Genomic DNA, 25123 nt, shown 5'->3' on the forward strand with positions numbered 1-25123 from the left:
CCTGCATCAGATTTCCTGGTGTAACGAATTTACAAGTGCTTCTTGCATAAGCAAGTTTGATCCCGGTCATCCCCATGACCGGGATTTTTTTCGGCTTAGCGGTTCGTCTCCGAGACGCTAAAGTCATGAATATCCAGCTCGAACGCTTCTGCCAGTTCACGGTAGGTATGGTAATCCCGACCATTCACCACGACACGATCTGAATTATCCTCCGCGCGATGAACTTCGGACTCACTGATTTCATTGATGGCGGCAAGCAGGGCATCGACATCCACTTCCACCTCACGCTTAATGGTGTCGCTGTACTCTTTGTCGGTCTTCATTGCGGGCTCCTCATTTAACCGTCTCCACAGCTTAGTATAGACCGCACACAAAAACGCCATTCGCGCCAGGCGGCGATGCCAGGCAATGTAATTTGTTCTACACTGGCTCAAAACCACAGGAGGAATGTATGAAGGTCAACGATCGGGTAACCGTCAAAACGGACGGTGGGCCGCGCCGCCCGGGCGTGGTGCTGGCAATAGAAGAGTTTAATGAAGGCACAATGTATCTGGTGTCGCTGGAAGATTACCCGCTCGGCATCTGGTTCTTCAACGAACTGGGCCACCCGGATGGGATCTTTGTGGAAACGGCGGAATAGGGCGGCGTCGGGGGCGTAATCTCCCCGGCTCCGGCTGCTGAAAAGCAAAATCTCTGGCCAGGCCAGAGATCAGGGTAGGGTACAACATGGCCGTGCAACTTAGCGCATATTAACGAAAATCCCATTCGTCACATTATCTGTCAGGCGTACGACATGGTATATCACTTGCTTATTATGCGTTTTAATTTTCCTTTTAATATTTCCTTTGTGTGACGATACTGTTTTTGCCTTGATATTCATCTGGTCTGAGATCTGAATTGTCCCTTGCCCAGCCATCCACATTCTTAACATACTAGATTCAGTTCTGCTTAATGATAGGGTGGGTAAGTTAATCGCCCCTACATTCTTCACTTCTTTATTCAAATAATCGCCCAGAATGTCATCAAGTGACTCTGGTTTAATCGATTTCGAACTGATTAATAAGTTTTTACGCACCAGCAAATACTCATCGAAATGAATATTGGCGATTGCCATAAAAACAATAAACAGGGTCTTAGGATGCTGATTAATGATCTGCTTAATGTGCTGACTGTTAGCGGGGTCGTGAATGAAACAGTCCTCATTAATAAACACCACGCCAGGCTTGTGAACGTCACAAGCGGCTGCGAGTTCTTCAACGGTGTGCGCATCGTTGATGTCTCTCTTTCTTACCCCTCTGCTTGCTAAGTACCCGGTTAACCCTAGCCGGGTGTAGCTGCATAAATCCATAATGATCGTTGACATGGCATACCCTCACTCAATGCGTAACGATAATTCACCACCTGCCTGAGAGCTCATAAACAGCCATACGGGATGGAAAAAATCTAATAAAACCTGTGAGCATGACAAAGACTTTCAGGCGAACTCACTATCCCGTAAAGTTACGTATAATTTGCCAGGAATCATCTTAAAGTAAAGTAAATATTAAGTATTGTGAGGTGGTTAGAAACATTTAAACCGCGTCAGATATATCCTGGTAGATGTTTTTCGAGATTATTTTTAGGAATATCCTCAGAAAGACATTGCAAACGCTGCGGGTTATTATTTGCGTGGAAGTTCGCTGACAATATCCGCTAACAGATTGAATATCTCGCTGAATAAATGCTCGCAGAAGGGGGCGATAAGTGGCATCAATAATGACATTAATAAAAGCCCAACCGTCAATGTCACCGGAAAGCCAATCACGAATACTGACAGCTGCGGGGCCATTCGGTTGAGTAAACCTAATGCGAGGTTAACGGTGAGCAGCAGGGTAATGATCGGCAGCGCCAGCATCAGCCCGTTGAGGAAGATCAGCCCGGCAGCCCGCACCAGCGCCAGAAAGGCGTTGCTGTTGACCGGGTTGTCGCCAATCGGCAGCGTATGAAAAGTGTCCACCAGCATAGAGATCAGCCACAGGTGGCCGTTGAACGAGAGGAACAACAGCATCGCCAGCAGGTCGATAGTGCGCGCCAGCACGGGCATATTCAGGTGGCTACCCGGGTCAACGAACGTCGCGAAGGACAGGCCCATCTGCAAACCGATCAGTTCCCCCGCCGTTCGTACCGCCGCAAAGGCGAGCTGCATCGTAAACCCGACCGCCACGCCAATCATCACCTGTTGCAGGGCAATCCAGATCGCATTCGGAGAAAAGATCGGGATATCCACCGCCGGGAGGGAAGGGGCAACGATAATGGTGATCACAATGCCCAGCCCAATTTTGACGCGCTTAGGCACCGACTTTTCACTCAGAATGGGGGCGGTGGAGATCAGCGCCATGATGCGCAGCATCGGCCAGAAATAGATCCCGAGCCACTGAACAAACTGATCGCTGGTGAAATGCAGCATCGTCCGTCAGCCGATGATGTACGGCAGGTTGGTGAACAGGTTACGCATATAGTCCAGCAGCAAATTGAGCATCCATGGCCCGGCAACGATAATCGCCACGAAGACGGCAATGATCTTCGGGATGAACGACAGGGTCATTTCATTAATCTGCGTGGCGGCCTGGAGAATACTGATAATCAGACCGGTGACCAGCGCAACCAGCAGCAGGGGCGCGGCGACGGCAATCGCGACTTTCATCGCCTCCGTGCCCATCATCATGACCGACTCAGGCGTCATTGCGCGCTCCTCAACTGTAGAAACTCTGCGCCAGCGAGCTGACCAGCAGCTGCCAGCCGTCGACCAGCACGAACAGCATGATCTTAAAGGGCAGGGCAATGGTCGCGGGCGGGACCATCATCATCCCGAGCGCCATCAGAACGCTGGCGATCACCAGGTCAATAATCAGGAATGGAATGAAAATGGTGAAGCCAATCTGGAACGCCGTTTTCAGCTCACTGGTGACATATGCAGGCAGCAGAATGCGCATCGGCACCGCTTCCGGCCCCTGTAGCTCACCCGTGTTAGCGAGACGGGCAAACAGGGCTAAATCCGCTTCGCGCGTCTGGCGAAGCATAAATTCACGTAATGGCTGCGCCCCCTTTTCCAGGGCAACCTGCATGGAAATTTTATCTTCGCTGAATGGCTGGTATGCCTCGGTGTAAATCTTGTCGATTACTGGCGACATAATGAAAAAGGTCAGGAACAGGGCTAAACCCAACAGCACCTGATTGGGTGGCGCGGACGGCGTGCCGAGCGCATTTCGCAGCAGGCCAAACACAATGATGATGCGGGTAAAGCTGGTCATCATCAGTAAGATTGCCGGGATAAAGATCAGCGAGGTGATGAACACCAGCGTCTGCACGGACAGGGACCAGCTTTGTCCCCCGTTCGCCAGCGGCGTGGAAACCAGCCCCGGCAGCTGCGCATACACGGAGGGCGCGAACAGGCCCAGACCTGCCAGCGTAAGGAATAACAAACGGCGCATCAGGATCTCCCGGGACGCTTGAGCAAACTCTTCATAACGGACTGAAAATCCGCAGGGGCCTGGGAGGTCGTCTCCACCGTGGCAGGCGCAGGGGGCAGCGTGTGCAGGACGTTAATGCTGGAGGCGGTTACGCCCAGCACCAGTCGCGCATCTTCCACTTCCACAATGACCACGCGCTCGCGCGGCCCGAGTGGGGTGCTGGCGCTGACCTTCAACCCGCGCGTACCGGCCGTTTTCCCCGCCAGACCAAAACGCTTTGCCAGCCAGGCGGCAATCAGGATAAAGGCAATAATACCGAATAGCGCGCCGCTCACCTGAAGCAGCGGTGAGCCGGGTACGGCAGAGGGCGCGGACAGTGTTGCCTGGGTTTTCATGCTTAACGGCTCAGACGACGCATACGTTCGGAAGGGGTAATGATGTCGGTGATACGTACGCCGTATTTATCGGCCACCACCACCACCTCACCCTGCGCAATCAGGTAGCCATTGATCAGGATATCCAGCGGCTCACCCGCTAAACCGTCAAGCGCCACCACGGAACCCTGCGTCAGGCGCAGCAGCTCTTTAATGGTCATGCGGGTGCGACCCAGCTCAACGGTCAGCTTAACCGGAATGTCCATAATCAGGTCGATGTCCTGCAACGTGCCGCTGACGTCGCCGCCGCCTAACTGCTGGAATACCGCGTCTGCCGCGCTTTTTGTCGGCGTCGTTTTTTGCTCGTTTAACGCGTCAGCCCACAGATCGTCCAGTGCTCCGCTGTTTTCATCGGACGGATTGTTCATGTCACTCATTTGGGCTGTTCCTCATTCAGCGAATTCAAAATCGGGTTGATCAAGTGCTCAACGCGTAACGCATACTGACCGTTAATCGTGCCGTACTGGCTTGTCAGCACGGGTACGCCATCCACATGGGCAATAATGCGGTCGGGTTTATCTATCGGCAAAACGTCGCCGGGTTGTAATTTCAGGATCTGCGATAACCGCATGGAGATGTCGGCGAAGTTGGCCACCAGTTCCAGCTGTGAATGTTGTACCTGACGCACCAGGTTTTCACGCCAGTTCTGATCTTCATGGCGTGAGTTCTCCAGCGGCGGGTTCACCAGCAGTTCGCGCAGCGGTTCAATCATGCTGAACGGCAGGCAGATGTTGAACTCACCCGTCAGGTTGCCGATCTCGACGTGGAACGGCGTGTTGACGACGATATCGTTCGGGGAGGTGGTGATGTTGGTAAACTTCACCTGCATCTCGGAACGTACGTACTCCACTTCCAGCGGGTTAATCGCTTTCCACGCGTCGCTGTAAGATTCCAGCGCCAGCTTCAGCATGCGGTTAATCACGCGCTGTTCGGTATGGGTAAACTCACGGCCTTCCACTTTGGTCGGGAAACGGCCATCGCCACCGAACAGGTTATCCACTGCGATGAACACCAGGCTTGGCGAGAACACCACCAGACCGGTGCCACGCAGCGGTTTCAGATGGATCAGGTTAAGGTTGGTTGGCACCGGCAGGTTGCGGGCAAACTCATGATACGGCTGAATGCGGATCGCACCGACGGTGATATCCGGGCTACGACGCAGCAGGTTAAACAGCCCCATGCGGAACTGTCGGGCAAAACGTTCGTTGATGATCTCCAGCGCCTGTAAACGCTCGCGCACCACGCGACGCTGGGTATTGGGATCGTAGGGACGAATATTGTCGTCGCCGGTCAGACCCGGTTTCGGATCGTCACTCTTATCGCTGTCGCCGTTGAGCAGCGCATCGATTTCTGCCTGAGAAAGAATACTGTCGCCCATGTCGTTACCGCAGAATGAAGGCTGTATACAGAACGTCAGTGACTTCCTGCTTAGGTTGGCCATTGACCAGCGGGGTCGCCAGGGTCTGTTTTATGGCATCGACCAGCTTTTGCTTGCCCACATCGGTGGCGAGCGTGGAGGCGTCCTGACGAGAAAACAGCAGCAGCAGACGGCTACGCACTTCTGGCAGGTAGTCGTTCAGACGTGCACGGGTCGCTTCATCTTTCAGACGCAGCGTAATGCCCACGTAAAGCACACGATCCGCGTCGCCCAGGTTCACGGTGAACGTATCCAGCGGGTAGAAGACCGGTGCCGGTGGAGGCGGCGCTTCAGCTTTGGCGGCCGCGCTGGAGGGCTCCTGCTGCATACGCCAGTAACTGTAGCCTGCGGTGGCGCAGGCCGCGAGGGTAATCAACACCAGCAGCGGGATCCAGATGGAACGCTTGCTTTTTTTGGTGATAGCGGAGTCTGTCATCTGATACGAGCTTCCTGTTTCGGTACAGCTTAATACGGTGATTATCCCGTGTCCGGCTTAGGTCAAAGCGTGGAAAAGACGGGGATAATCACGTTACCTCTGGCGTTTAGGCAAAGATGTCTACGGCACGGCTGCCGCGCGCGGCGGATTGCAGGGCGGCAGGGGTGGGCAATAACTCTTCGCTCTCATCGTTAAACCCGCCAGGCTGGCCGGAGCGCGAAGCGTGCTGTTGCTGTCCGGATGAGGACTGTTGTTGCCCGGCAAAGCCCTCGCTGCTGACGCTGCTTTGGGAAAGCTGAATGCCGTTTTCCGCAAGCTGCGTACGCAGGATCGGCAGGGCCGCTTCCAGCGCCGCACGGACGTGGCTGTGGGGCGAAACCATCTGCAACTGCGCCTGGTTGTCATCCAGCTTAAGCGAAATTTGCACCTGCCCCAGATCCTCCGGGTGCAGACGCAGCTCCGCGGTTTGTTGTCCCTGTCTGGTGAACAGAGTGATGTGCTGGCTCAGATTCTGCTGCCATTCATGCGTACCCAGCGGCTGGCTTAACACCGGTGCTGTGGCAACGGTAGCGGCAGGCTGGGAGGGCGCCAGGTGGCTGACGATCGGGGCCAGCGTTGCGGTTGGGCTGGCGACCGACGACGCCGTGCTCACTACGTCCTGCTTCTCCGCGACGGCGGCGACGGCTGGCGTTACGGCGGATGCCGTGGCGGGCAGCGACGTGTCGCCGTCCTGAACCGGCATTTTTTCCTGACCCGTTAACGCATGGCTAAGCGGAGGCTGCTGGCCGTTGTCCGTCTGGGTGAGCGCTGAAGGGAGGGCGCTACGGGGGGCGATCTCCCCGGTGCTCGCAGGCTGCGCCGCTACCGGGGTGGTAGTCTGCTGGTGCGGTAACATCGCCATCAGCGCGCTTAACCCGGCCAGCTCCTCTTCTTCAGTCGTGGTCTCGCGGTTTGCTTTCGCGTCCGGCTGGGTAAGTGCCTTCAGCGCATCCGTATTCGCTGCGGGTTTCAGGCCGGAGACGAGGCTTTGCAGGGCGACGGCGGTATCTTCCCCGGTCAGCGTCTCCTGACGGGAGAGCAGTTCGGCGATTTTCGCCTGGAGCGTGGTATCACCGTTTTTTTCCTTCGCCGCAGTCGACAGCTTGCTGCCCGCGGCTTTCAGATCGGCCAGCGTCAGCGGGGCATCTTTGCCTTTGCCGGTGGTCTCGGTCAGTGCGCCCGCCAGCAGAGAGAGAAAATCTTGCGCGCCTTCAGCGCCTTTTCCGGTCAGCGTGCCACCGGACGGGTCGCTGTCGGTCATCAGCAGTTGTTGCAGTGTGATCATTCTGGTTTCCTCATTGATGCGCGCTGGGCAAACTCATCCATTTTTTTCTGATCCAGACGGTTTTCCGCCAGGGTCGAAGCGGCAATCTGCCGGTCCTGTAAGGTTTGCCAGGCCTGCAACCGCTGTTTTTTCTCGCGCCAGAAATTGAGCGCGGTATCGACTTTTTGCGTCCACTGGTTGAGCTGCTGGCGATGCTGCTCAATCGCCTTTTCCAGCGTCTGGATAAACTGCTGATAGTTAATCCAGCGCTGGCTACCAATGCCCTGCGTCATGTCGGTGTTAAGGTTGGTGCGATATTCATGCTGATAGTCGATTAACATTTTCAACTGTTCTTCAGCCTGCTGGCACCCGCGTCGCATTGCGCCAAGCTGCAATGCGGCATCATCAACTTCTTTTTCAGCCAGATCTTTCAGCGTTGATAACGCGCTGTTCTGCGCCATGACCTTCGCCCTCCACCTGTGTTACACCTGCGGGAAAATCAGCTCCAGTGCCTGGAGAGAATCTTCCCAGTCGGCGCGTTCAAAAATACCCTGTTGCAGAAATGCCTCCAGCTGCGGCCAGAGAGCAATCGCTTTATCGAGCATCGGGTCGCTGCCTTTGGCATACGCCCCGACGCTCACCAGATCGCGGTTGCGCTGGAAGCTGGAGAGCAGTTGTTTGAAGTTACGCACGCGGGCGTAGTGCTGCTCGGTGATCAGAGCCGTCATCGCACGGCTGATCGACGCTTCAATATCAATCGCCGGGTAGTGCCCGGCTTCGGCCAGACGGCGCGACAGCACGATATGGCCGTCGAGGATCGCACGCGCGGAGTCGGCAATCGGATCCTGCTGGTCATCGCCTTCGGTCAGGACCGTATAGAATGCGGTGATCGAGCCTCCGCCGCTGATGCCGTTCCCCGCGCGTTCCACCAGCGCGGGCAGTTTGGCGAAGACCGACGGTGGGTAACCTTTGGTCGCGGGCGGCTCGCCGATGGCCAGCGCAATCTCACGCTGCGCCATCGCGTAGCGGGTCAGGGAATCCATGATCAGCAGCACGTGCTGGCCCCGGTCACGGAAATCTTCTGCAATACGCGTGGCATATGCGGCACCCTGCATACGCAGCAGCGGCGACACGTCCGCAGGCGCGGCGATCACCACTGACCGGGCGCGGCCCTCTGCACCGAGAATATTTTCGATGAAATCTTTGACCTCGCGACCACGCTCACCGATCAGGCCGACCACGATAACGTCCGCCTGGGTGTAACGCGCCATCATGCCGAGCAGAACGGATTTACCCACGCCGGAACCGGCAAACAGCCCCATACGCTGGCCGCGTCCCACGGTGAGCAGGGCGTTAATTGGCCGCACGCCGGTATCCAGTACATGCTCAATTGGCGTGCGTTGCAGCGGGTTAAAGGGTTGGGTGATCAGCGCGCCGGTTTCGGTGGTGTCAGGGGAGGGCAGGCCATCGAGCGGTTTGCCGCTGCCGTCCAGCACGCGGCCCAGCAGCGCCGGACCGAGCGGTAGCTGTTTGCCGCTTTGCAGGCCGTCGCCGCTGATGTTTTTCGCGTAGACGCGGGCACCGGGCAAAATCCCTTCCACTTCTTCAAGGGGCATCAGGAACAGGCGCTGACCGTTAAACCCGACCACTTCGCTTTCCACTTCACGCGTGTCGGCCCCGTCCTGACGCTCAATCACGCAGGTGGCGCCGAGCGGAAGTTGCAACCCCGTGGCTTCCAGGACCAGACCGGTGGCGCGCGTCAGGCGTCCATAACGACGAACGGATGGCAGCTGGGCCATCTTCGTTTCAAAATTGTCGAGCGTATTAAGCCAGCGCGTCAGGCGAGCGGTCATCAGACGACTCCCGGTGCCGCCAGACGGCACAGTTCCTGCCAGCGGGTCGCGACGCTGGCATCCAGATCGCCTTCATCCGCGGAGACTTTACAGCCCCCGTGATGGAGCGACGGGTCACCGCGCAGCCGCCAGCCGTGCAGGCTCAGCGTCGCGCCGAGGCTCTCTTCCACGCGCTGCAAATCGTCAGGATGAACGCGCAGCTGCGGTTTGCCGCCGAACAGCGGCTCCTGCTGGAGCAGGCCCTGGATCTGCTTAATCAGCGCGGCGTTATCCACCACCGGCGTCTGGCCGATCACCTGGCGGGCCGCCTCCAGCGCCATCTGCATCAGGCGCGAGGCAATCACGCTGTCCAGCGCATCCAGCGTGTGCTGAAACTCGCTCACCAGCTGCTGCATACGGGCATGCAGCGGCGCCTGCTGCTGGCGCGCCTGCTCGATGCCCTGCTCTAAGCCTTGCGCCAGCCCTTCCTGATAACCCTGCGCGTGGCCAGCCTGACGGCCTTCATTCATCCCGGCGTTGAAGCCCTGCTCGTGCGCCTGCATTTGCATCTGGGCCAGCATCTGGGCGCGCTGTTCCTCTTCACTCAGCTCGAGTACGCCCGCCCCGGTGTCGTCCTCGTCGGACGACACAATGGCAGGGGTGAACTCTGCGGTGGGAGGGGAGAGGTCGTCAGGCGTCCAGCGCTTCCACGACAGTTCATCAGACATAGGTGTCGTCTCCGCTGCCAATCACCATCTCGCCGGTTTCCGCCAGACGACGAACAATAAGCAGGATGGCTTTCTGTTCGTTCTCCACCTGAGACAAACGCACCGGGCCACGGTTGGCGAGGTCGTCGCGCAGGATATCGGCCGCACGCTGGGACATGTTGCGCAGGAACTTCTCGCGCAGCGGCTGTTCGGCACCTTTGAGGGCGATAAGCAGGGACTCCGAATCCACCTCCTGGAGCAGGCGCTGGATGCTGCGGTCGTCCACTTCGACCAGGTTTTCGAACAGGAACATCTCGTCGATAATTTTTTGTGCCAGTTCGCCGTCGAACTCGCGTACCGCCGTAATAACCGCCTCTTCCTGCTGCGTTTTCATCAGGTTGATGATTTCCGCCGCCGTTCTCACGCCGCCCATTTTGCTGCGCTTGAGGTTCTGGCCGTCGAGCAGGTTGTTCAGCACTTCGGTCAGTTCCGCCAGCGCGGCTGGCTGGACGCCGCCGAAGGTGGCGATACGCAGCATCACGTCGTGGCGCAGGCGCTCGTCGAACAGCGCCAGAATATCCGCTGCCTGGCCCCGTTTGAGGTGGACCAGAATGGTGGCGATAATCTGCGGGTGCTCGTCGCGAATAAGATCCGCGGCGCTTTGCGGCTCCATAAAGTTGAGCGTTTCGATCCCGCTGGCGGTGTCGCGCGTTTCGAGAATATCTTCCAGCAGGCTGGCGGCGCGCTCTTCGCCCAGCGCCTTAACCAGCACGGAGCGCAGGTATTCGTTGGCGTTGACGTTGAGCGCCGCAAACTGTTCGGCTTCCTGCTCAAACTCCGCCAGCACTTCGGTCAGCTGCTTGTTGGAGATCTGGCGCACGTTGGCCATCGCCGCGCTGAGGATCTGCACTTCTCGCTGGGAGAGGTGTTTAAACACCTCCGCCGCGCGATCTTCGCCAATGGTCATCAGCAGGATGACGCTCTTATCGGTGCCTGTAAGCGTATTACTCATGTTCGTTACCCATCCAACCGCGGATGACCAGCGCGACGACGCGCGGATCGTTATCTGACATTTCGCGAATGCGCTGGCTCATCACCTCTGCACCCATGCGCTGGTTAGCACGACGCTGCTGCATCTGTTCATCTTTGCTGAGACGAACTTCGACCGCTTCTTCCTCGTCCGGACGCGCGTTCTTCTGTTCCAGCGCGGCTTTCTCGGCTTCAGCACGGCGCTGTAGCTGAGGACGAACACCCTTACGCCACAGCAGCCAGGCGACAATCAGCACCAGCAACCAGCGGCCTGCGGACATCAGCTGATCGAAGAAGGCCTGCTGTTGCCAGAACGGCAGTTCGCCACCGCTTTCATCTACCGGGTTGAACGGTGAGTTCACAACGTTGAGGGTATCGCCACGTTTTTCAGAGAAGCCCATCGCTTCGCGGGTCAAATTCTCGATCTGCTTCATCTGCTCCGCCGTGAGCGGCAGCGGTTTACCGTCCGGCAGCGTTTTGTAGTTCACCACCACGGCCACAGAGAGACGTTCAATATCGCCTGTGTTCAGTTTGGTATGGCGGATAGTGCGGTCGACTTCGTAGTTGGTCGTTTCGTTACGGCTGCTGTTGCGCGGGCCGGTACTGTTCGCGGTCGAGGTCGTCTGCTGATTCGCTTGCTGACCGTTCTGCGGATTGGCCGGTGGCGTGGAGATTGGCGCGGCGTTGGCAGGCGCAGGCTGGTTAGAGAGCGCACCCGGCACACCGCCAGGATACTGGCCGCCGACCTGTTCCGTCTCATTGATCTGACGCGAGCGTAACACAGCGCGAGCGGCATCCCCGTTCGGGGCGTACTGCTCTTCGGTCTGTTCTTTATTCGAGAAATCAATCTGCGCGGTGACCTGCGCGTGCACGTTGCTGTTGCCGACCACCGGGCCGAGAATCGCTTCGATGCGGCGCTGGAGACGGCCTTCCACGTCGGCGGCATATTTCAGCTGGGCGTCGTTGAGATCGCGCCCGGCGGTGTTGGACTGCGTGAGCAGATGCCCACTCTGATCCACCAGCGTGACGTTACCCGGCGGCAGACCGGCTACCGCACTGGAGACCAGGTGCGTGACGGCGCTGATCTGCCCTTCATCCAGCGCACGGCCAGGTTCGAGGTTAACGGTCACAGAGGCAGAAGGGGACTTTTGTTCGCGGACAAATAGGGACGGCTTAGGCATCGCCAGGTGCACACGGGCACTTTTCACCGGGCCTAAGGTTTCAATCGTACGGGCCAGCTCACCTTCCAGCGCGCGCTGGTAGTTAACCTGCTCGCTGAACTGACTGATGCCGAATTTTTCCTGATCCAGCAGTTCAAACCCCACCGCGCCGCCTTTCGGCAGCCCCTGCTGGGCGAGACGCAGGCGCAGCTCGTGCACTTTATCGGCGGGCACTTCGAGCGCACCACCGTTATCGGCAAAGCGATACGGGATGTTCATCTGGGTCAACTGGGTGACGATGGCGCCGCCATCCTGGTCGGAAAGGTTGCTGTAGAGCGTGCGGTAATCCGGGCTTTTTGCCCATAAGACCATCGCGACAACGATCGCAATGGCGGCAGCGCCTGCCACAATCAACGGGATTTTAGGGTTGGCGCGAAGGCGGTTCATCCACTCGAGTGATTTATTCTGTGGCGCTGTCGATGCTGCTGTCGCACTCATTGCGCACCTCTTAAATCCTGGTGGTTTACGTTATTCGTGTAGAGAAACAAAACTGACTCCCGGGTCGGCAAACACGACAAAAGTTCCATACTGATGGCCCTGCCATTATTTGATGATTCGGGATTTTCTATGCGTCAAATAACCTGGTTTTTTAACGCTATTTACCGCCATTATCTTATTGACAAGCTGTTAGTCTTGACCTCGTAAAAAACCATTCAGGGGAGAGTCATGGCTATACAGGGCATTGAAGGGGTACTCAGTCAGTTACAGGCAACGGCGATGACCGCCCGTAATCAGAGCGTGGCTGACCAGCCGCCGGGCGTTAGCTTCGCCGGTCAACTGCATGCGGCGCTGGACCGGATCAGCGACAAGCAAAACGCGGCCCGTACCCAGGCTGAGAAATTTACCCTCGGTGAACCCGGCGTGGCGCTCAACGATGTGATGGCCGATCTGCAAAAAGCGTCGGTGTCATTGCAGATGGGATTGCAGGTGCGTAACAAGTTGGTGTCGGCATACCAGGAAGTGATGGGGATGCAGGTGTAAACCTTCCAATCTTACGCTGGCAGCCTGATGGCTTTAATGCCACAATATTTTTTTCTTCGCATGCAGGAAAGATGATGAAAAAAGTAGCAATTGTGGCTGCGATGCTGACGTTAGCGGGATGTGTTCAGGTCGATAACTATCAGGAAGTGATTAAGCACCCGGTACCTTCGCAACTGGCTGGTTACTGGCAGTCGAAAGGGCCGCAGAGCGCGATGGTCAGCCCGGAGGCGATCGCCACGCTGGTGGTGACGCCAGAGGGGGACACGCTGGACTGCCGTCAGTGGCAGCGCGTTATCGCGGTGCCGGGTAAGATCATGCTGCGTTCAGATGATTATTATAACGTGACGCGCAAGCTGGATGTCTATCCGCTGGAGCGTGACGGGGCGGCGCTGGAGTATGACGGTATGGAACTGTACAAGGTTGACCGTCCAACGGTGGAGTGCGCAGATTACCTGAGCAAGAATCCGCTGGAGAGTAAGCTTCCGTAGCGGTAAAAGCAAAACGGCAATCATATTGCCGTTTTAGGGTTTGCTCCCTCTCCCTGTGGGAGAGGGCCGGGGTGAGGGCATCAGGCCGCACTCTTCCCGCACTACAGCGCGTCCTCAATCACCCATACGCTGACGCTTCCCCCGTTACAGAAGAACGTCCCTTCGCCATCCGCCGCCGTGGTGACGGTTTCCTCACGATTGCCTAAAAAATCCCGCCAGGTTTTATTGCCGTAATTCTCTCCGAGGCAGATGGTCTTTTCGCCATCATCCCCATTCGACAGCACCACCACACAGCCCGGATGATCCTCAGTCCCGCTGCGGCTGAACGCAATGCAGTTTGGATGATCGAAAAAGAGGGTTTGCACGCCGTGGGCAAAACGCTGCCGGGCGAGGATCAGCTCATGGAGCTGTTCAATCACCGGCATATCAATGTGATACGTCTCGCCATCCCCGCCGGTGTCGTCATAGCTCGCGCCAAAAAGATCCGGGTAGAACACGCTTGGCACGCCGTTTTCACGCAGCAGGATGAGCGCATAGGCCAGCGGTTTGAACCAGGCTTCAACCGGGGCTTCCAGCGCCTGCAAGGGCTGGGTGTCATGATTGGCAACCAGCGTCACGGCATGGAACGGATCGGCTTCCACCAGCGTACCGGTGAAAATCTGGCTCATATCGAAGTCGCGTCCCTGGCGTGACGCCTCGTGAAATTTCATTTGCAGCGGCGCATCAAACAGCATGGTTTTGCCGTCCACCTGATTGATGTAGTGCTGCAATTTATCCACTTCGTGCGACCAGTATTCCGCCACAATAAACAGCGGTTGCGGGGCCACCTCCTGGACATGCTCAATCCACTCTTTGTAGAACCAGGCCGGGATGTGTTTTACCGCGTCCAGGCGGAAGCCGTCGCAGTGGGTTTGCTCCATCACCCAGCGTGCCCAGTATTTGATCTCCTCCGTCACCGCATGGTTGCGAAAATCGATATTTTCACCCATCAGGTAATCGAAATTGCCCATCTCATCGTCGACCTGATCGTTCCAGCCTTCGCCGGTGTAGTCGTTCACGATTTTGAAGATACCGTCCTCATTGGGGTTCTCAATGTGGTCGATACCGCTGAAGCATTTGTAATCCCAGATGAACTGCGAATACTGCCCGGCCCGAACGGGGAAGGTGTAGCGCGTCCAGGCTTCACATTCGATGATCTCATCGCTGATTTGAGTGCGATCCTGAGCATCCACGCGCTGCACGCGAACGGGTTCCTTTTCATCGGCGCCCATTTTATGGTTGACCACCACGTCCAGAAGCACCGCAATCTGGTTGCTTTTTAAGGCGTTGATGGCCTCCAACAGCTGGGCTTTATCGCCGTATTTGGTGGCGACGCTGCCTTTCTGGTCAAACTCACCGAGGTCGAAAAGATCATAAGAGTCATACCCGACGGAATAGCCGCCGGATGCCCCTTTGTACGCTGGCGGTAACCAGACCATATTGATGCCGATTTCGTTCAGATTGGGGGCTAATGCCGTGACTTCTCGCCACAATTCACCGCCAGTGGGGTAGTACCAGTGAAAGCACTGTAAAAGTGTTGGGTTGCGCATGCACCATCTCCATGAGGTCGCGAAACTCAAGTATGGAGCAGGTTTGGCAGAAATGCCTGGCGAACGAAACGGTTAACGCTCGCACGCCAGTTAAATGGCTAATTGATATCGCTATTACTTTGCGGAACCAGGACATGACCGCCCTGGTTACCGTAGGTGGAGAGAACGGTTTTCTGGATGGACGATTGCCCAACCAGCTTCGCCAGCTCATCCATTCTGGCTTGCAGCAACGTTTTTACCTGGCCTTCGTTGTCCAGGATCACCCGCAGCGTCGGGCGAAGCTGTTCCTGAATCTGCATCGAAGGTTCACTTTCCTGAGTGAGACGAGCCAGTGAGTGCACCGCATTAACATAGTCGGTTTCACAGATGATCAGATCATCCCATAGTCCCTGCCGGGCCAGTCGCAACATCAACTGGCTCTGCTCAAGGAGTTGCTGATAAAGGGCATAAAGTTGCGGTGCGTTACTCATTAGACGGCGTCCTGCATCAGTTGTGGCGTACCGGCAACCTCCTTCCACCCGTCAGCGATATTGCGCAGCAAGGTTTCCACCTCTTCGATGGCGCTGGCGTCGTTATTCACGTTGGCGTGCAGGAGGCGACGTACCATATAGGCATAAAGGGCAATCAGGTTTTGCGTAAGCTCATCACCGTTATTTTCCACCAGGCCAACCTTCAGCCCGTTTTCGATAATGTTGATGGCTTTTGAGAGCGCCAGCCCTTTTGCCGGGATATTACCGTCTGCCAGGAACAGACGCGCGCGTACCAGCGCGCTGAGGGCTCCATCAAATAGCATGATAACCAGCTGCTGCTGGCTGGCGCTCATCACCGCGCTTTCAACTTCTATCTTTGCGTAGGCTTGCGTGCCTTTTGCGCCGTACATGTTATCCCCCTCGGGTCTGATTAGCGTTTACTACTTGTTGCTGGACGTATTTTCGAACTGCTGCGTCAGGTAGCTGCTGGTGTTGTTCAGCGAGGTCATCAGTACGTCCAGCTGGGTAAACTGGGCTTTGTACTGCGCCACTCTGGCGTCAATACGTTCGCTCACGGCGTTGTATTGATCCGTTAATTTGTTCAGCGTTTTGCTGACGCCATCTTTGGCCGCCTGGATAATGCCTTTACTGGAAAGCCAGTCAGTCAGATGCGTAGCCATGGTGGTGGTGATCCCGGTGGTTTTACCGTCACCCACAACCAGATCTTTCACGGCAGACGGGTTCTCCGTCAGCGTTTTTTTCAGCTTGTCGTTGTCCAGCTCCAGCTTGCCCGTGCTTGGATCGGAGGTAATGCCGACCTGAGACAGCGTTTTATAGGCGGTTCCGCCGACGGAGTTGCCCAGCATGGTTTTCAGCTGCGTCTGGATAGTACGCAGCGTACTGTCTCCGAGCAGGGCACCGTTGCTGGAATCCTGCGCATCTGTACCCGCATCAACCGCCGTATATTTGGTTAATGATGCAAAACTGTCCTGAAGGGTGTTGTAGGCATCCACCCAGGCTTTCATCGCCGTTTCCGCTTTCGATGTATCTTTAGCGATCGTCAGCGTCTGGTTACCGGTGGTGACGTCATTCAGGTTCAGGGTGATATCTTCCAGCGCATCGCTGATGGTGTTGCTGCGTTTTCGATATCGACGTTATTCACCTTCAGCTTGGCGTTCTGCGCGGTGACGCTTTCTGTCATGCCGTTGCTGGCGTCGGTGCTGGCGCCGTTGTAACCCATAAAGGATTGCAGGGCGCTGTCGCCGCTCACGCTGATGCTGACCGCGTTGTCCGCCCCGGTTTCGGTGGAGGTGATTGACAGACGGTACTGACCATTACCGACGTTAATAATACTGGCGGTCACGCCGGCGTCAGCTTTGTTAATCGCATCGCGAATGCCGGTCAGCGAGGAGTTTGCCGCGCTGATATCGACGGTCACCGGATCTTTACCGTTACCGGCGGTAAAGGTGATCTTGCTGTCAGCGGTGGCAATGGCCGTTTTGGTATCCGGCTGCGCGTTTTTGGTCGTCAGGGTTTGCGCCTGCGCCAGCTGCGACACGCTGATGGTGTATTTACCGGCAATCGCGCTGCCGGTAGTGGTGGCGCTGAATGCCGTGGTACTGCTCGACGTGCTGGTCGCTGTAAACAGGTCGGCTTTATTCAGCGCGGTGTTGGCGGTCTGAAACGCTTCCAGTGAACTTTTCAACGTGCCGTAAGCGCTCAGCTTGGCGGTATACGATGTCTGTTGTTTGGAAATTGGCGTCAGCTGTGCTTTTTCGGCCGTGGTCAGACTATCCAGAATGTCTGCTAACTTAAGACCCGAACCAATCCCCAATGATGAAATACTTGCCATATTTATTCCTTAATCTATCGACACGTAGAACGAATAGTGGGGTTATCGGCCTTTATGGGGGAAAGTTTACGGTTAATTTCTTTTTTTTAATGGCAGGAATAACGGTAATAGAGAAGAGCTTTTCCGTGGCTAAAAAAATTAACGCGATCCTGAAAAAATAACTAAAGGTTGGTTTGGACCAGACGATAACACCTTTGACGGCGATGAAGCCGAAGGGTGGAAACCCAAATCTAACCAAACAGATTTGATGAACAACAGGAATCGAAATCATGGCACAAGTCATTAATACCAACAGCCTCTCGCTGATCACTCAGAACAACATCAACAAGAACCAGTCCGCTCTGTCTTCTTCTATCGAGCGTCTGTCTTCTGGTCTGCGTATCAACAGCGCGAAAGATGACGCTGCGGGCCAGGCTATCGCTAACCGCTTCACCTCTAACATCAAAGGTCTGACTCAGGCTGCACGTAACGCTAACGACGGTATCTCTCTGGCGCAGACCACTGAAGGCGCACTGTCTGAAATCAACAACAACCTTCAGCGTGTTCGTGAACTGACCGTTCAGGCAACTACCGGTACTAACTCTGATTCTGACCTGTCTTCAATCCAGGACGAAATCAAATCCCGTCTGGATGAAATCGACCGTGTATCTGGTCAGACTCAGTTCAACGGCGTGAACGTGCTGGCGAAAGACGGCTCCATGAAGATTCAGGTTGGCGCAAACGACGGTCAGACCATCTCCATCGACCTGCAACAGATTGATTCATCTACTCTGGGTCTGAATGGTTTCGCCGTATCCAAAAATTCACTTAACGTAGGTGAAGCACTGACCCAAGTTGGTGACGGCAGTGGTGGAATGAAAGATATCAATCTTTCTGCTGTTGCGACTTCACTGAAGCTGTCATCGACTGATGGACTGACACTGCACAATATTAATGGTAGTTCGAATTATGTAGTTCAGTCAGGAAGCGATTACTACTCTGCATCAGTAGGTAAAGACGGTGTAGTTGCGTTGAACACTACAACTGTTGAATACACTGACGCAGCTAACGGCATTACTGCTACTGCAAGCCAGGCAGGACAACTGGTTAAAGTTGGTGCAGATGCTAATGGTAATAGCGTTGCGTATGTAAATGTTAATGGTAAAAACTATATCTCAGCCGCTGGTACTGGCGGTACTGCAGATATTGACCCATTAGCAAACAAAATGGCTGGTGCAGACAGTACCGGTACTGCAGCTACGGATACCACTCAGTCCACCACTACTCTGGTGTTGGATGGTAACACAGGTGCGTCTGCTCAGTTTGCTGGCGCATCTACTGCAGATCCACTGGCTCTGCTGGACAAAGCTATCGCGTCCGTAGACAAATTCCGTTCTTCTCTGGGTGCAGTACAGAACCGTCTGAGCTCTGCGGTAACCAACCTGAACAACACCACCACCAACCTGTCTGAAGCGCAGTCCCGTATCCAGGACGCCGACTATGCGACCGAAGTGTCCAACATGTCTAAAGCGCAGATCATCCAGCAGGCCGGTAACTCCGTGCTGTCCAAAGCTAACCAGGTTCCTCAGCAGGTTCTGTCTCTGCTGCAAGGCTAATCGCCTGATTACGCTCAAACCCCGCTTCGGCGGGGTTTTTTCTGTCCGCGTACATACGTAACCCCCCAAATAACCCCTCATTTCACCCACTATTCACCCGATTAAAACCCCTCCAGAATCGGATAATCATGCCGATAACTCAACTAACGCAGGGCTGTTTATCGTGAATTCACTCTATAACGCTGAAGGTGTAATGGATAAACACTCGCTGTGGCAGCGTTATGTTCCGCTGGTGCGTCACGAAGCATTGCGCCTCCAGGTGCGTTTGCCGGCGAGCGTGGAACTGGACGATCTGCTACAGGCGGGCGGTATCGGGTTATTGAATGCAGTTGACCGATACGACGCTCTGCAAGGAACGGCATTTACGACTTACGCAGTGCAGCGTATTCGTGGTGCGATGCTGGACGAGCTGCGCAGCCGCGACTGGGTGCCGCGCAGCGTTCGCCGCAACGCGCGCGAAGTGGCGCATGCGATGGGGCAGCTGGAACAGGAACTGGGGCGCAACGCGACGGAAACCGAAGTGGCGGAGCGTCTGGGCATTCCTGTTGAAGAGTATCGTCAGATGTTGCTCGATACCAATAACAGCCAACTCTTCTCTTATGATGAGTGGCGCGAAGAGCATGGCGATAGCATCGAGCTGGTGACGGATGAACATCAGCAAGAAAACCCGTTACACCACTTACTGGAAGGGAATTTACGCCAGCGCGTGATGGAAGCGATTGAAGCTTTACCGGAACGTGAGCAACTGGTGTTAACCCTCTATTACCAGGAAGAGCTCAATCTCAAAGAGATTGGTGCCGTGCTGGAGGTGGGTGAGTCACGGGTGAGCCAGCTGCACAGCCAGGCCATTAAACGCCTGCGCACAAAACTGGGTAAGTTATAGGTGATTGATTCGCCTTGGAAATGCCGCACAACGTATTGACAACCAGGAGTTATCATGACGGTGCAGCAATCTAAAAGACGGCCTTTAAGCCGCTACCTGAAAGACTTTAAACACAGCCAGACGCATTGCGCCCACTGTAAAAAATTACTCGACCGCATCACGCTGGTTCGTCGCGGTGAAATCGTGAATAAGATTGCGATTTCCCGCCTCGACACGCTGATGGATGAAGCCGCCTGGCGTGAAGAGCAAAAAGAGTGGGTAGCGCTTTGCCGTTTCTGTGGCGATCTCCATTGCAAAGAGCAAAGCGACTTCTTCGATATTATCGGCTTCAAGCAATTCCTGTTTGAACAAACGGAGATGAGTCACGGCACCGTGCGTGAATACGTGGTTCGCCTGCGCCGCCTGGGTCAGCATTTGACCGTGCAAAATATCTCCCGCGATCTGCTGACAACCGGATACCTGGATGAAAATCTGGAGCCCTGGCTGCCCGCCACCAGTACTAACAATTACCGCATCGCGCTGCGAAAGTATGCGCAATATAAAGTCCAGATGCCGGGTGTCATAAAGCAGAAAGTCCACGCCGGAACAACTTCTGATATATATTAAAAAAGAATAAGATGTAGCGCAGCCGCCTTTGACGTTGCAGGCGATTTCTCTACACTACTCAAAAATTCCACTGTATCGGAGTACTTATGAAATTAGCACTTCTGGGTCGTCAGGCGCTGATGGGGATGATGGCCGTTGCGCTGGTCGCGGGGATGAGCGTGAAAACGTTCGCGGCAGAGAATCTGCTCAACAAAGTCAAAGAGCGCGGCACGCTGCTGGTTGGGCTGGAAGGCACCTATCCTCCGTTCAGCTTCCAGGGCGACGACGGTAAATTGACCGGTTTTGAAGTGGAGTTTGCGCAAGAGCTGGCTAAGCATCTCGGTGTAAAAGCCTCTCTGAAACCGACCAAATGGGACGGGATGCTGGCGTCACTGGATTCCAAACGTATTGACGTGGTGATTAACCAGGTGACCATTTCTGACGAGCGTAAGAAGAAGTATGACTTCTCCACGCCGTACACCGTGTCCGGTATCCAGGCGCTGGTGAAGAAAGGTAACGAAGGCAGCATCAAATCCGCCGCAGACCTGAAAGGGAAGAAAGTCGGCGTGGGTCTCGGGACTAACTACGAAGAGTGGCTGCGTCAGAACGTGCAGGGCGTGGACATCCGTACTTACGATGATGACCCGACCAAATATCAGGACCTGCGCGTAGGCCGTATCGACGCCATTCTGGTCGACCGCCTGGCAGCGCTGGATCTGGTGAAGAAAACCAACAATACCCTGGCTGTTGCGGGTGATGCGTTCTCCCGTCAGGCGTCCGGCGTGGCGGTGCGCAAAGGCAACGAGGATCTGCTGAAAGCCATCGACGGCGCCATTGCTGAGATGCAGAAAGACGGCAGCCTGAAGGCGCTCTCTGAGAAGTGGTTCGGCGCAGACGTGACGAAATAAGTCTCTGACTGACAAAAAAAGGCGCTTTTAAAAGCGCCTTTTTTATTTCTCGCGCGTCTGCGTGCATAATGAAATAACAATTGTTTGCGTGACCGGAGGAACCATGTCACTACAGAATTTAACGCGCTTTCCTCGACTGGAATTTATCGGCGCACCCACGCCGCTGGAGTATCTGCCGCGATTTTCTGACTATCTGGGGCGCGATATTTTCATTAAGCGTGACGATGTGACACCCATGGCGATGGGCGGAAATAAGCTGCGCAAGCTGGAATTTCTCGCCGCCGATGCCCTGCGTGAAGGGGCGGACACGCTGATCACCGCCGGGGCAATTCAGTCTAACCACGTTCGCCAGACGGCGGCCGTGGCGGCGAAGCTGGGACTCCACTGCGTAGCCCTGCTGGAGAACCCGATCGGGACGCAGGCAGAGAATTACCTGAATAACGGTAACCGTTTGCTGCTGGATCTGTTCAACGTGCAGGTTGAAATGGTCGACGCGTTGACCGACCCGGCTGCACAGCTTGACGAGCTGGCGACGCGTCTGGAAGCGCAGGGTTTTCGTCCGTACGTGATCCCGGTTGGCGGCTCGAATGCGCTGGGTGCCCTCGGCTATGTTGAGAGCGCGCTGGAAATCGCTCAGCAGTGCGAAGGCGCGGTGAGTTTATCCTCAGTGGTGGTGGCGTCCGGCAGTGCGGGTACCCATGCCGGTTTAGCGGTCGGGCTTGAGCAGTTAATGCCGGACGCAGAGCTGATTGGCGTGACGGTTTCCAGAAGCGTTGCAGACCAGAAGCCGAAAGTCGTTACGCTGCAACAGGCGGTGGCTGAACAGCTTGCGCTTCAGGCGAAAGCGGAAATACTGCTGTGGGATGACTATTTCGCACCAGGCTATGGCACCCCGAATGATGAAGGGATGGAGGCCGTTAAGCTACTGGCCCGTCTCGAAGGTATTCTGCTCGACCCGGTCTACACCGGCAAGGCAATGGCGGGCCTGATCGATGGCATTGCCCGCAAGCGCTTTAAGGATGAAGGACCTATTTTGTTTGTTCATACTGGCGGGGCGCCTGCGCTGTTTGCCTATCATCCTCATGTCTAAAAATCAGGTAGAAAAATAATAATGCAAGAAAGTATTCAACTGGTTATTGATTCGCTGCCGTTCTTGCTAAAGGGCGCGGTGTTTACTTTACAGCTCAGTATCGGCGGGATGTTCTTCGGGCTGGTGCTCGGGTTTGTGCTGGCACTGATGCGCATGTCGAACATCTGGCCGGTGCGGTGGCTGGCGCGGTTTTACATCTCCGTGTTCCGCGGAACGCCGCTTATCGCCCAGCTGTTTATGATTTACTACGGGCTGCCCCAGTTCGGTATCGAACTGGATCCGATCCCGGCGGCGATGATAGGTCTGTCGCTGAATACGGCGGCGTACACCTCGGAAACGCTGCGTGCGGCAATCTCGTCCATTGATAAAGGGCAGTGGGAAGCGGCGGCCAGTATCGGGATGACCCCGTGGCAGACGCTGCGCCGGGCGATCCTGCCCCAGGCGGCGCGCGTGGCGCTGCCACCACTGAGCAACAGCTTTATCAGCCTGGTAAAAGACACTTCGCTTGCGGCGACCATTCAGGTGCCGGAGCTGTTCCGTCAGGCGCAGCTGATCACCTCGCGCACGCTGGAAGTGTTTACCATGTATCTGGCGGCCTCGCTGATTTACTGGGTGATGGCGACGGTACTGTCCGCTCTGCAAAACTATTTTGAAAACCAGCTTAACCGCCAGGAGCGTGATCCCAAATGAGTGCAATTGACGTCAAAAACCTGGTGAAAAAATTCCACGGGCAAACGGTGCTGCATGGCATTGACCTTGAGGTTGAGCAGGGTGAAGTGGTGGCCATTATCGGCCCGAGCGGGTCAGGCAAAACCACGCTGTTGCGCAGCATTAATTTACTGGAGCAGCCCGAAGGCGGGACGATCCGCGTGGGCGATATCACCATTGATACCGGGAAATCCATTAATCAGCAAAAAGGGCTGATTCGCCGCCTGCGTCAGCATGTCGGCTTCGTGTTCCAGAGCTTTAATCTTTTTCCGCACCGCACGGTGCTGGAAAACATTATTGAAGGCCCGGTCATCGTCAAGGGTGAAGCTAAGGAAGACGCGACGGCCCGCGCCCGCGAGCTGCTGGCGAAGGTTGGCCTGGCCGGGAAGGAGACGAGCTATCCGCGTCGCTTATCGGGCGGGCAACAGCAGCGTGTCGCCATTGCGCGCGCGCTGGCGATGCGCCCGGATGTGATCCTGTTTGACGAACCCACATCCGCGCTCGATCCTGAGCTGGTCGGGGAAGTGCTGAACACTATCCGCCAGCTGGCGCAGGAGAAACGCACGATGGTGATTGTGACGCATGAGATGAGCTTCGCGCGCGATGTTGCCGATCGGGCTATTTTCATGGATCAGGGGCGAATAGTCGAGCAGGGGCCAGCTAAAGCGCTGTTTGCCAATCCGCAGCAGCCCCGAACCCGTCAGTTCCTTGAAAAATTCTTAATGCAGTAGCATTTTTGCGCTCAATTTGCTCCAGATGCCGCGTCTGGAGCAAATTATCCTCCCTTTAACGCCAGTCTGTTGCTTTTTTATTCCGCCCGGTGTGGATAAGCCATCGCCAAATTAAAGATAATCTGTCTGTGGCCGATATTTTATATAAATAATCATGCTTTATGTGTTAGGTTATATTCACCATAATAATGATTATCTTTATCAGAGGCTTCATTCAGTAAGTATGAGGGATATAGACTTTTTCACCTGGCGACGGGAATGCTTCCTCCGGTTTCAGGAAATGACCTGTGCCGAAGAGGTATATCAGGAACTTCAGCGACAAACGCAGGCGCTTGAATTCGATTATTATGCGCTTTGTGTTCGACACCCTGTGCCATTTACCCGCCCGCGAACGTCCGTCCATTCCAGTTATCCGCAACAATGGATGGCGCAATATCAGTCCGAGAATTATTTCGCCATCGACCCGGTACTCAAGCCGGAGAATTTCATTCAAGGACATTTGCCCTGGACGGATGAATTATTCGCGGATGCCCAGCAATTATGGGATGGCGCGCGGGACCACGGTTTACGCAAAGGAATAACGCAGTGTCTGATGTTGCCAAATCATGCGCTCGGTTTCCTCTCGGTATCACGTAACAGCTTGCAGGCAAACGCCATATCCAGTGAAGAAGTAGAGCTGCGTTTGCAAATGCTGGTCCAGATGGCGCTCACCACACTGTTGTGCTTTGAACATGAGACGGTGATGCCGCCTGAAATGAAATTCAGCAAGCGTGAGCGGGAAATTCTGAAGTGGACCGCAGAAGGGAAGACGTCGGCAGAAATCGCCATCATTCTCTCGATCTCGGAAAATACCGTGAACTTCCACCAGAAGAATATGCAGAAGAAATTCAACGCACCGAATAAGATCCAGATAGCGTGTTATGCCGCAGCGACGGGACTTATCTGACTGATATCACGTTCTGCGTGTCAGACGAGAAAACGGCTGAATGCTCTGCATCCAGCCGTTTTTTGTTACTGGCGGTAGGCTTGTTTAATTTGCTTAACCGTATTGGCAAAAACAGCGGACTCCGCCTGGTCTTCCATCTGCGCGATCTGTTTTTCCATTTTAATGATCACACGACCAGCATCAGCCTGGCCCATCGCTTGTAGCATAAGCGTCAGCAGCGACTTCAGGCAGTTTACTTCCTGTGCCAGTTCCTGGTTATTCTCGGCAGTGGCAAATTCAGGTGTGCTCATTTATTTTCCTCATTATAAAACAGCGCATGAGCGCGACGATGAAAGTTAAGGCGGCGGAGTATACCACAAGCTATGGCAAAAAATGCAGTGGTTGTTTTTTATACTTTTCCGCGTATTGATTATTGGCGGGGGCGGATTATGAAGGTAATCTGTCCAATATGTTAGCGGCAATTAAATGTT

30 protein-coding genes and 2 pseudogenes are annotated in these 25123 nt (G+C 55.3%); 11 read left to right on the plus strand and 21 right to left on the minus strand.

Annotation, left to right across the window (positions count from 1 at the left end; genetic code table 11):
• Window positions 1-95: 95 nt before the first annotated feature.
• Window positions 96-323 carry a YodD family peroxide/acid resistance protein gene (yodD, locus tag ACOTX7_RS13810; RefSeq protein WP_017383339.1) on the minus strand — a complete coding sequence of 76 codons (228 nt, stop codon included), beginning with the start codon at window positions 321-323 and terminating at the stop codon, window positions 96-98.
• 128 nt (window positions 324-451) lie between these two features.
• On the opposite strand from yodD, the gene dsrB reads away from it, so the two are divergent.
• Window positions 452-640 carry a protein DsrB gene (gene dsrB / locus ACOTX7_RS13815; protein WP_003859583.1) on the plus strand — a complete coding sequence of 63 codons (189 nt, stop codon included), beginning with the start codon at window positions 452-454 and terminating at the stop codon, window positions 638-640.
• A gap of 99 nt (window positions 641-739) precedes the next feature.
• Here the strand turns inward: dsrB and rcsA are convergent, their stop codons facing one another.
• The 14 genes and pseudogenes from rcsA to fliF form a co-directional block, all read right to left on the minus strand.
• On the minus strand, window positions 740-1363 hold the full coding sequence (gene rcsA / locus ACOTX7_RS13820) for a transcriptional regulator RcsA (RefSeq protein ID WP_006811161.1): 624 nt from the start codon (window positions 1361-1363) through the stop codon (window positions 740-742).
• A 290-nt stretch (window positions 1364-1653) separates the two neighbouring features.
• Window positions 1654-2446, minus strand: a pseudogene (gene fliR, locus ACOTX7_RS13825) (flagellar biosynthetic protein FliR); the annotation flags it as partial.
• Between the two features lie 6 nt (window positions 2447-2452).
• Entirely contained in the window at window positions 2453-2722 is a 270-nt protein-coding gene (fliQ, locus tag ACOTX7_RS13830) for a flagellar biosynthesis protein FliQ (protein ID WP_003859587.1), read from the minus strand.
• A gap of 10 nt (window positions 2723-2732) precedes the next feature.
• Window positions 2733-3470, minus strand: coding sequence for a flagellar type III secretion system pore protein FliP (gene fliP / locus ACOTX7_RS13835; protein WP_221256183.1), 738 nt, complete (start codon window positions 3468-3470; stop codon window positions 2733-2735).
• Window positions 3470-3844, minus strand: coding sequence for a flagellar biosynthetic protein FliO (gene fliO / locus ACOTX7_RS13840; protein ID WP_006811159.1), 375 nt, complete (start codon window positions 3842-3844; stop codon window positions 3470-3472). The genes fliP and fliO overlap by 1 nt, the downstream gene beginning before the upstream one ends.
• Window positions 3845-3846: 2 nt before the next feature.
• Complete coding sequence (gene fliN, locus ACOTX7_RS13845; RefSeq protein ID WP_003859592.1) at window positions 3847-4260, minus strand: flagellar motor switch protein FliN; 414 nt, start codon at window positions 4258-4260, stop codon at window positions 3847-3849.
• Window positions 4257-5261 (minus strand): flagellar motor switch protein FliM, encoded by a 1005-nt coding sequence (fliM, locus tag ACOTX7_RS13850; RefSeq protein WP_006811158.1) that lies wholly within the window; start codon window positions 5259-5261, stop codon window positions 4257-4259. Before fliM ends, fliN begins: the two co-directional genes overlap by 4 nt.
• 4 nt (window positions 5262-5265) lie before the next feature.
• Complete coding sequence (gene fliL / locus ACOTX7_RS13855; RefSeq protein WP_006811157.1) at window positions 5266-5736, minus strand: flagellar basal body-associated protein FliL; 471 nt, start codon at window positions 5734-5736, stop codon at window positions 5266-5268.
• 106 nt (window positions 5737-5842) lie between these two features.
• On the minus strand, window positions 5843-7060 hold the full coding sequence (gene fliK, locus ACOTX7_RS13860) for a flagellar hook length control protein FliK (RefSeq protein ID WP_221812936.1): 1218 nt from the start codon (window positions 7058-7060) through the stop codon (window positions 5843-5845).
• Window positions 7057-7500, minus strand: coding sequence for a flagellar export protein FliJ (fliJ, locus tag ACOTX7_RS13865; protein ID WP_006811155.1), 444 nt, complete (start codon window positions 7498-7500; stop codon window positions 7057-7059). Before fliJ ends, fliK begins: the two co-directional genes overlap by 4 nt.
• 21 nt (window positions 7501-7521) lie before the next feature.
• Entirely contained in the window at window positions 7522-8892 is a 1371-nt protein-coding gene (fliI, locus tag ACOTX7_RS13870; RefSeq protein ID WP_006811154.1) for a flagellar protein export ATPase FliI, read from the minus strand.
• Entirely contained in the window at window positions 8892-9599 is a 708-nt protein-coding gene (gene fliH, locus ACOTX7_RS13875) for a flagellar assembly protein FliH (protein WP_221256181.1), read from the minus strand. The genes fliI and fliH overlap by 1 nt, the downstream gene beginning before the upstream one ends.
• Entirely contained in the window at window positions 9592-10590 is a 999-nt protein-coding gene (gene fliG / locus ACOTX7_RS13880) for a flagellar motor switch protein FliG (protein WP_003859608.1), read from the minus strand. The genes fliH and fliG overlap by 8 nt, the downstream gene beginning before the upstream one ends.
• The gene (gene fliF / locus ACOTX7_RS13885; RefSeq protein ID WP_006811152.1) at window positions 10583-12265 is read right to left on the minus strand and encodes a flagellar basal-body MS-ring/collar protein FliF; all 1683 of its coding nucleotides are present in this window, start codon (window positions 12263-12265) and stop codon (window positions 10583-10585) included. The genes fliG and fliF overlap by 8 nt, the downstream gene beginning before the upstream one ends.
• Window positions 12266-12493: 228 nt before the next feature.
• On the opposite strand from fliF, the gene fliE reads away from it, so the two are divergent.
• Together fliE and yedD are read left to right on the plus strand one after the other, a co-directional pair.
• The gene (fliE, locus tag ACOTX7_RS13890) at window positions 12494-12808 is read left to right on the plus strand and encodes a flagellar hook-basal body complex protein FliE (protein ID WP_047353395.1); all 315 of its coding nucleotides are present in this window, start codon (window positions 12494-12496) and stop codon (window positions 12806-12808) included.
• 74 nt (window positions 12809-12882) lie between these two features.
• A complete protein-coding gene (gene yedD, locus ACOTX7_RS13895) occupies window positions 12883-13296 on the plus strand; it encodes a lipoprotein YedD (RefSeq protein WP_003859613.1) in 414 nt (137 codons plus the stop codon).
• Window positions 13297-13397: 101 nt separating this feature from the next.
• Here yedD and amyA read toward each other — a convergent pair whose 3' ends face one another.
• The 4 genes and pseudogenes from amyA to fliD form a co-directional block, all read right to left on the minus strand.
• Window positions 13398-14885, minus strand: a complete 1488-nt coding sequence (amyA, locus tag ACOTX7_RS13900; protein ID WP_047353390.1) for an alpha-amylase — start codon at window positions 14883-14885, stop codon at window positions 13398-13400.
• 98 nt (window positions 14886-14983) lie between these two features.
• Entirely contained in the window at window positions 14984-15355 is a 372-nt protein-coding gene (fliT, locus tag ACOTX7_RS13905) for a flagella biosynthesis regulatory protein FliT (RefSeq protein ID WP_006811148.1), read from the minus strand.
• Window positions 15355-15765 (minus strand): flagellar export chaperone FliS, encoded by a 411-nt coding sequence (fliS, locus tag ACOTX7_RS13910; protein WP_047063139.1) that lies wholly within the window; start codon window positions 15763-15765, stop codon window positions 15355-15357. The genes fliT and fliS overlap by 1 nt, the downstream gene beginning before the upstream one ends.
• 30 nt (window positions 15766-15795) lie before the next feature.
• A pseudogene (fliD, locus tag ACOTX7_RS13915) lies at window positions 15796-17207 on the minus strand (flagellar filament capping protein FliD).
• Window positions 17208-17476: 269 nt separating this feature from the next.
• On the opposite strand from fliD, the gene ACOTX7_RS13920 reads away from it, so the two are divergent.
• The 8 genes from ACOTX7_RS13920 (at window position 17477) to sdiA (ending at window position 24653) form a co-directional block, all read left to right on the plus strand.
• On the plus strand, window positions 17477-18802 hold the full coding sequence (locus ACOTX7_RS13920; RefSeq protein ID WP_221812937.1) for a FliC/FljB family flagellin: 1326 nt from the start codon (window positions 17477-17479) through the stop codon (window positions 18800-18802).
• A gap of 163 nt (window positions 18803-18965) precedes the next feature.
• On the plus strand, window positions 18966-19685 hold the full coding sequence (locus ACOTX7_RS13925) for an RNA polymerase sigma factor FliA (RefSeq protein ID WP_221256166.1): 720 nt from the start codon (window positions 18966-18968) through the stop codon (window positions 19683-19685).
• A gap of 54 nt (window positions 19686-19739) precedes the next feature.
• Window positions 19740-20291 carry a flagella biosynthesis regulatory protein FliZ gene (gene fliZ, locus ACOTX7_RS13930; RefSeq protein WP_205923638.1) on the plus strand — a complete coding sequence of 184 codons (552 nt, stop codon included), beginning with the start codon at window positions 19740-19742 and terminating at the stop codon, window positions 20289-20291.
• Window positions 20292-20377: 86 nt separating this feature from the next.
• Complete coding sequence (tcyJ, locus tag ACOTX7_RS13935; RefSeq protein WP_006811141.1) at window positions 20378-21178, plus strand: cystine ABC transporter substrate-binding protein; 801 nt, start codon at window positions 20378-20380, stop codon at window positions 21176-21178.
• A 103-nt stretch (window positions 21179-21281) separates the two neighbouring features.
• Window positions 21282-22268, plus strand: a complete 987-nt coding sequence (gene dcyD / locus ACOTX7_RS13940; RefSeq protein WP_205923639.1) for a D-cysteine desulfhydrase — start codon at window positions 21282-21284, stop codon at window positions 22266-22268.
• Window positions 22269-22289: 21 nt separating this feature from the next.
• Window positions 22290-22958 carry a cystine ABC transporter permease gene (gene tcyL, locus ACOTX7_RS13945; RefSeq protein ID WP_003859632.1) on the plus strand — a complete coding sequence of 223 codons (669 nt, stop codon included), beginning with the start codon at window positions 22290-22292 and terminating at the stop codon, window positions 22956-22958.
• Window positions 22955-23707 (plus strand): L-cystine ABC transporter ATP-binding protein TcyN, encoded by a 753-nt coding sequence (gene tcyN, locus ACOTX7_RS13950; RefSeq protein WP_205923640.1) that lies wholly within the window; start codon window positions 22955-22957, stop codon window positions 23705-23707. Before tcyL ends, tcyN begins: the two co-directional genes overlap by 4 nt.
• A 223-nt stretch (window positions 23708-23930) precedes the next feature.
• Complete coding sequence (gene sdiA, locus ACOTX7_RS13955) at window positions 23931-24653, plus strand: transcriptional regulator SdiA (RefSeq protein ID WP_221256165.1); 723 nt, start codon at window positions 23931-23933, stop codon at window positions 24651-24653.
• A 65-nt stretch (window positions 24654-24718) separates the two neighbouring features.
• On the opposite strand, the gene ACOTX7_RS13960 is transcribed toward sdiA, so the two are convergent.
• Together ACOTX7_RS13960 and ACOTX7_RS13965 are read right to left on the minus strand one after the other, a co-directional pair.
• Complete coding sequence (locus ACOTX7_RS13960) at window positions 24719-24943, minus strand: DUF2594 family protein (RefSeq protein WP_003859644.1); 225 nt, start codon at window positions 24941-24943, stop codon at window positions 24719-24721.
• Window positions 24930-25010, minus strand: a complete 81-nt coding sequence (locus ACOTX7_RS13965) for a hypothetical protein (RefSeq protein WP_418235935.1) — start codon at window positions 25008-25010, stop codon at window positions 24930-24932. The genes ACOTX7_RS13960 and ACOTX7_RS13965 overlap by 14 nt, the downstream gene beginning before the upstream one ends.
• Window positions 25011-25123 lie beyond the last annotated feature (113 nt).

This window comes from Enterobacter cloacae complex sp. IR5418 (genome assembly GCF_049238105.1).
Taxonomy (GTDB): domain Bacteria; phylum Pseudomonadota; class Gammaproteobacteria; order Enterobacterales; family Enterobacteriaceae; genus Enterobacter; species Enterobacter hormaechei.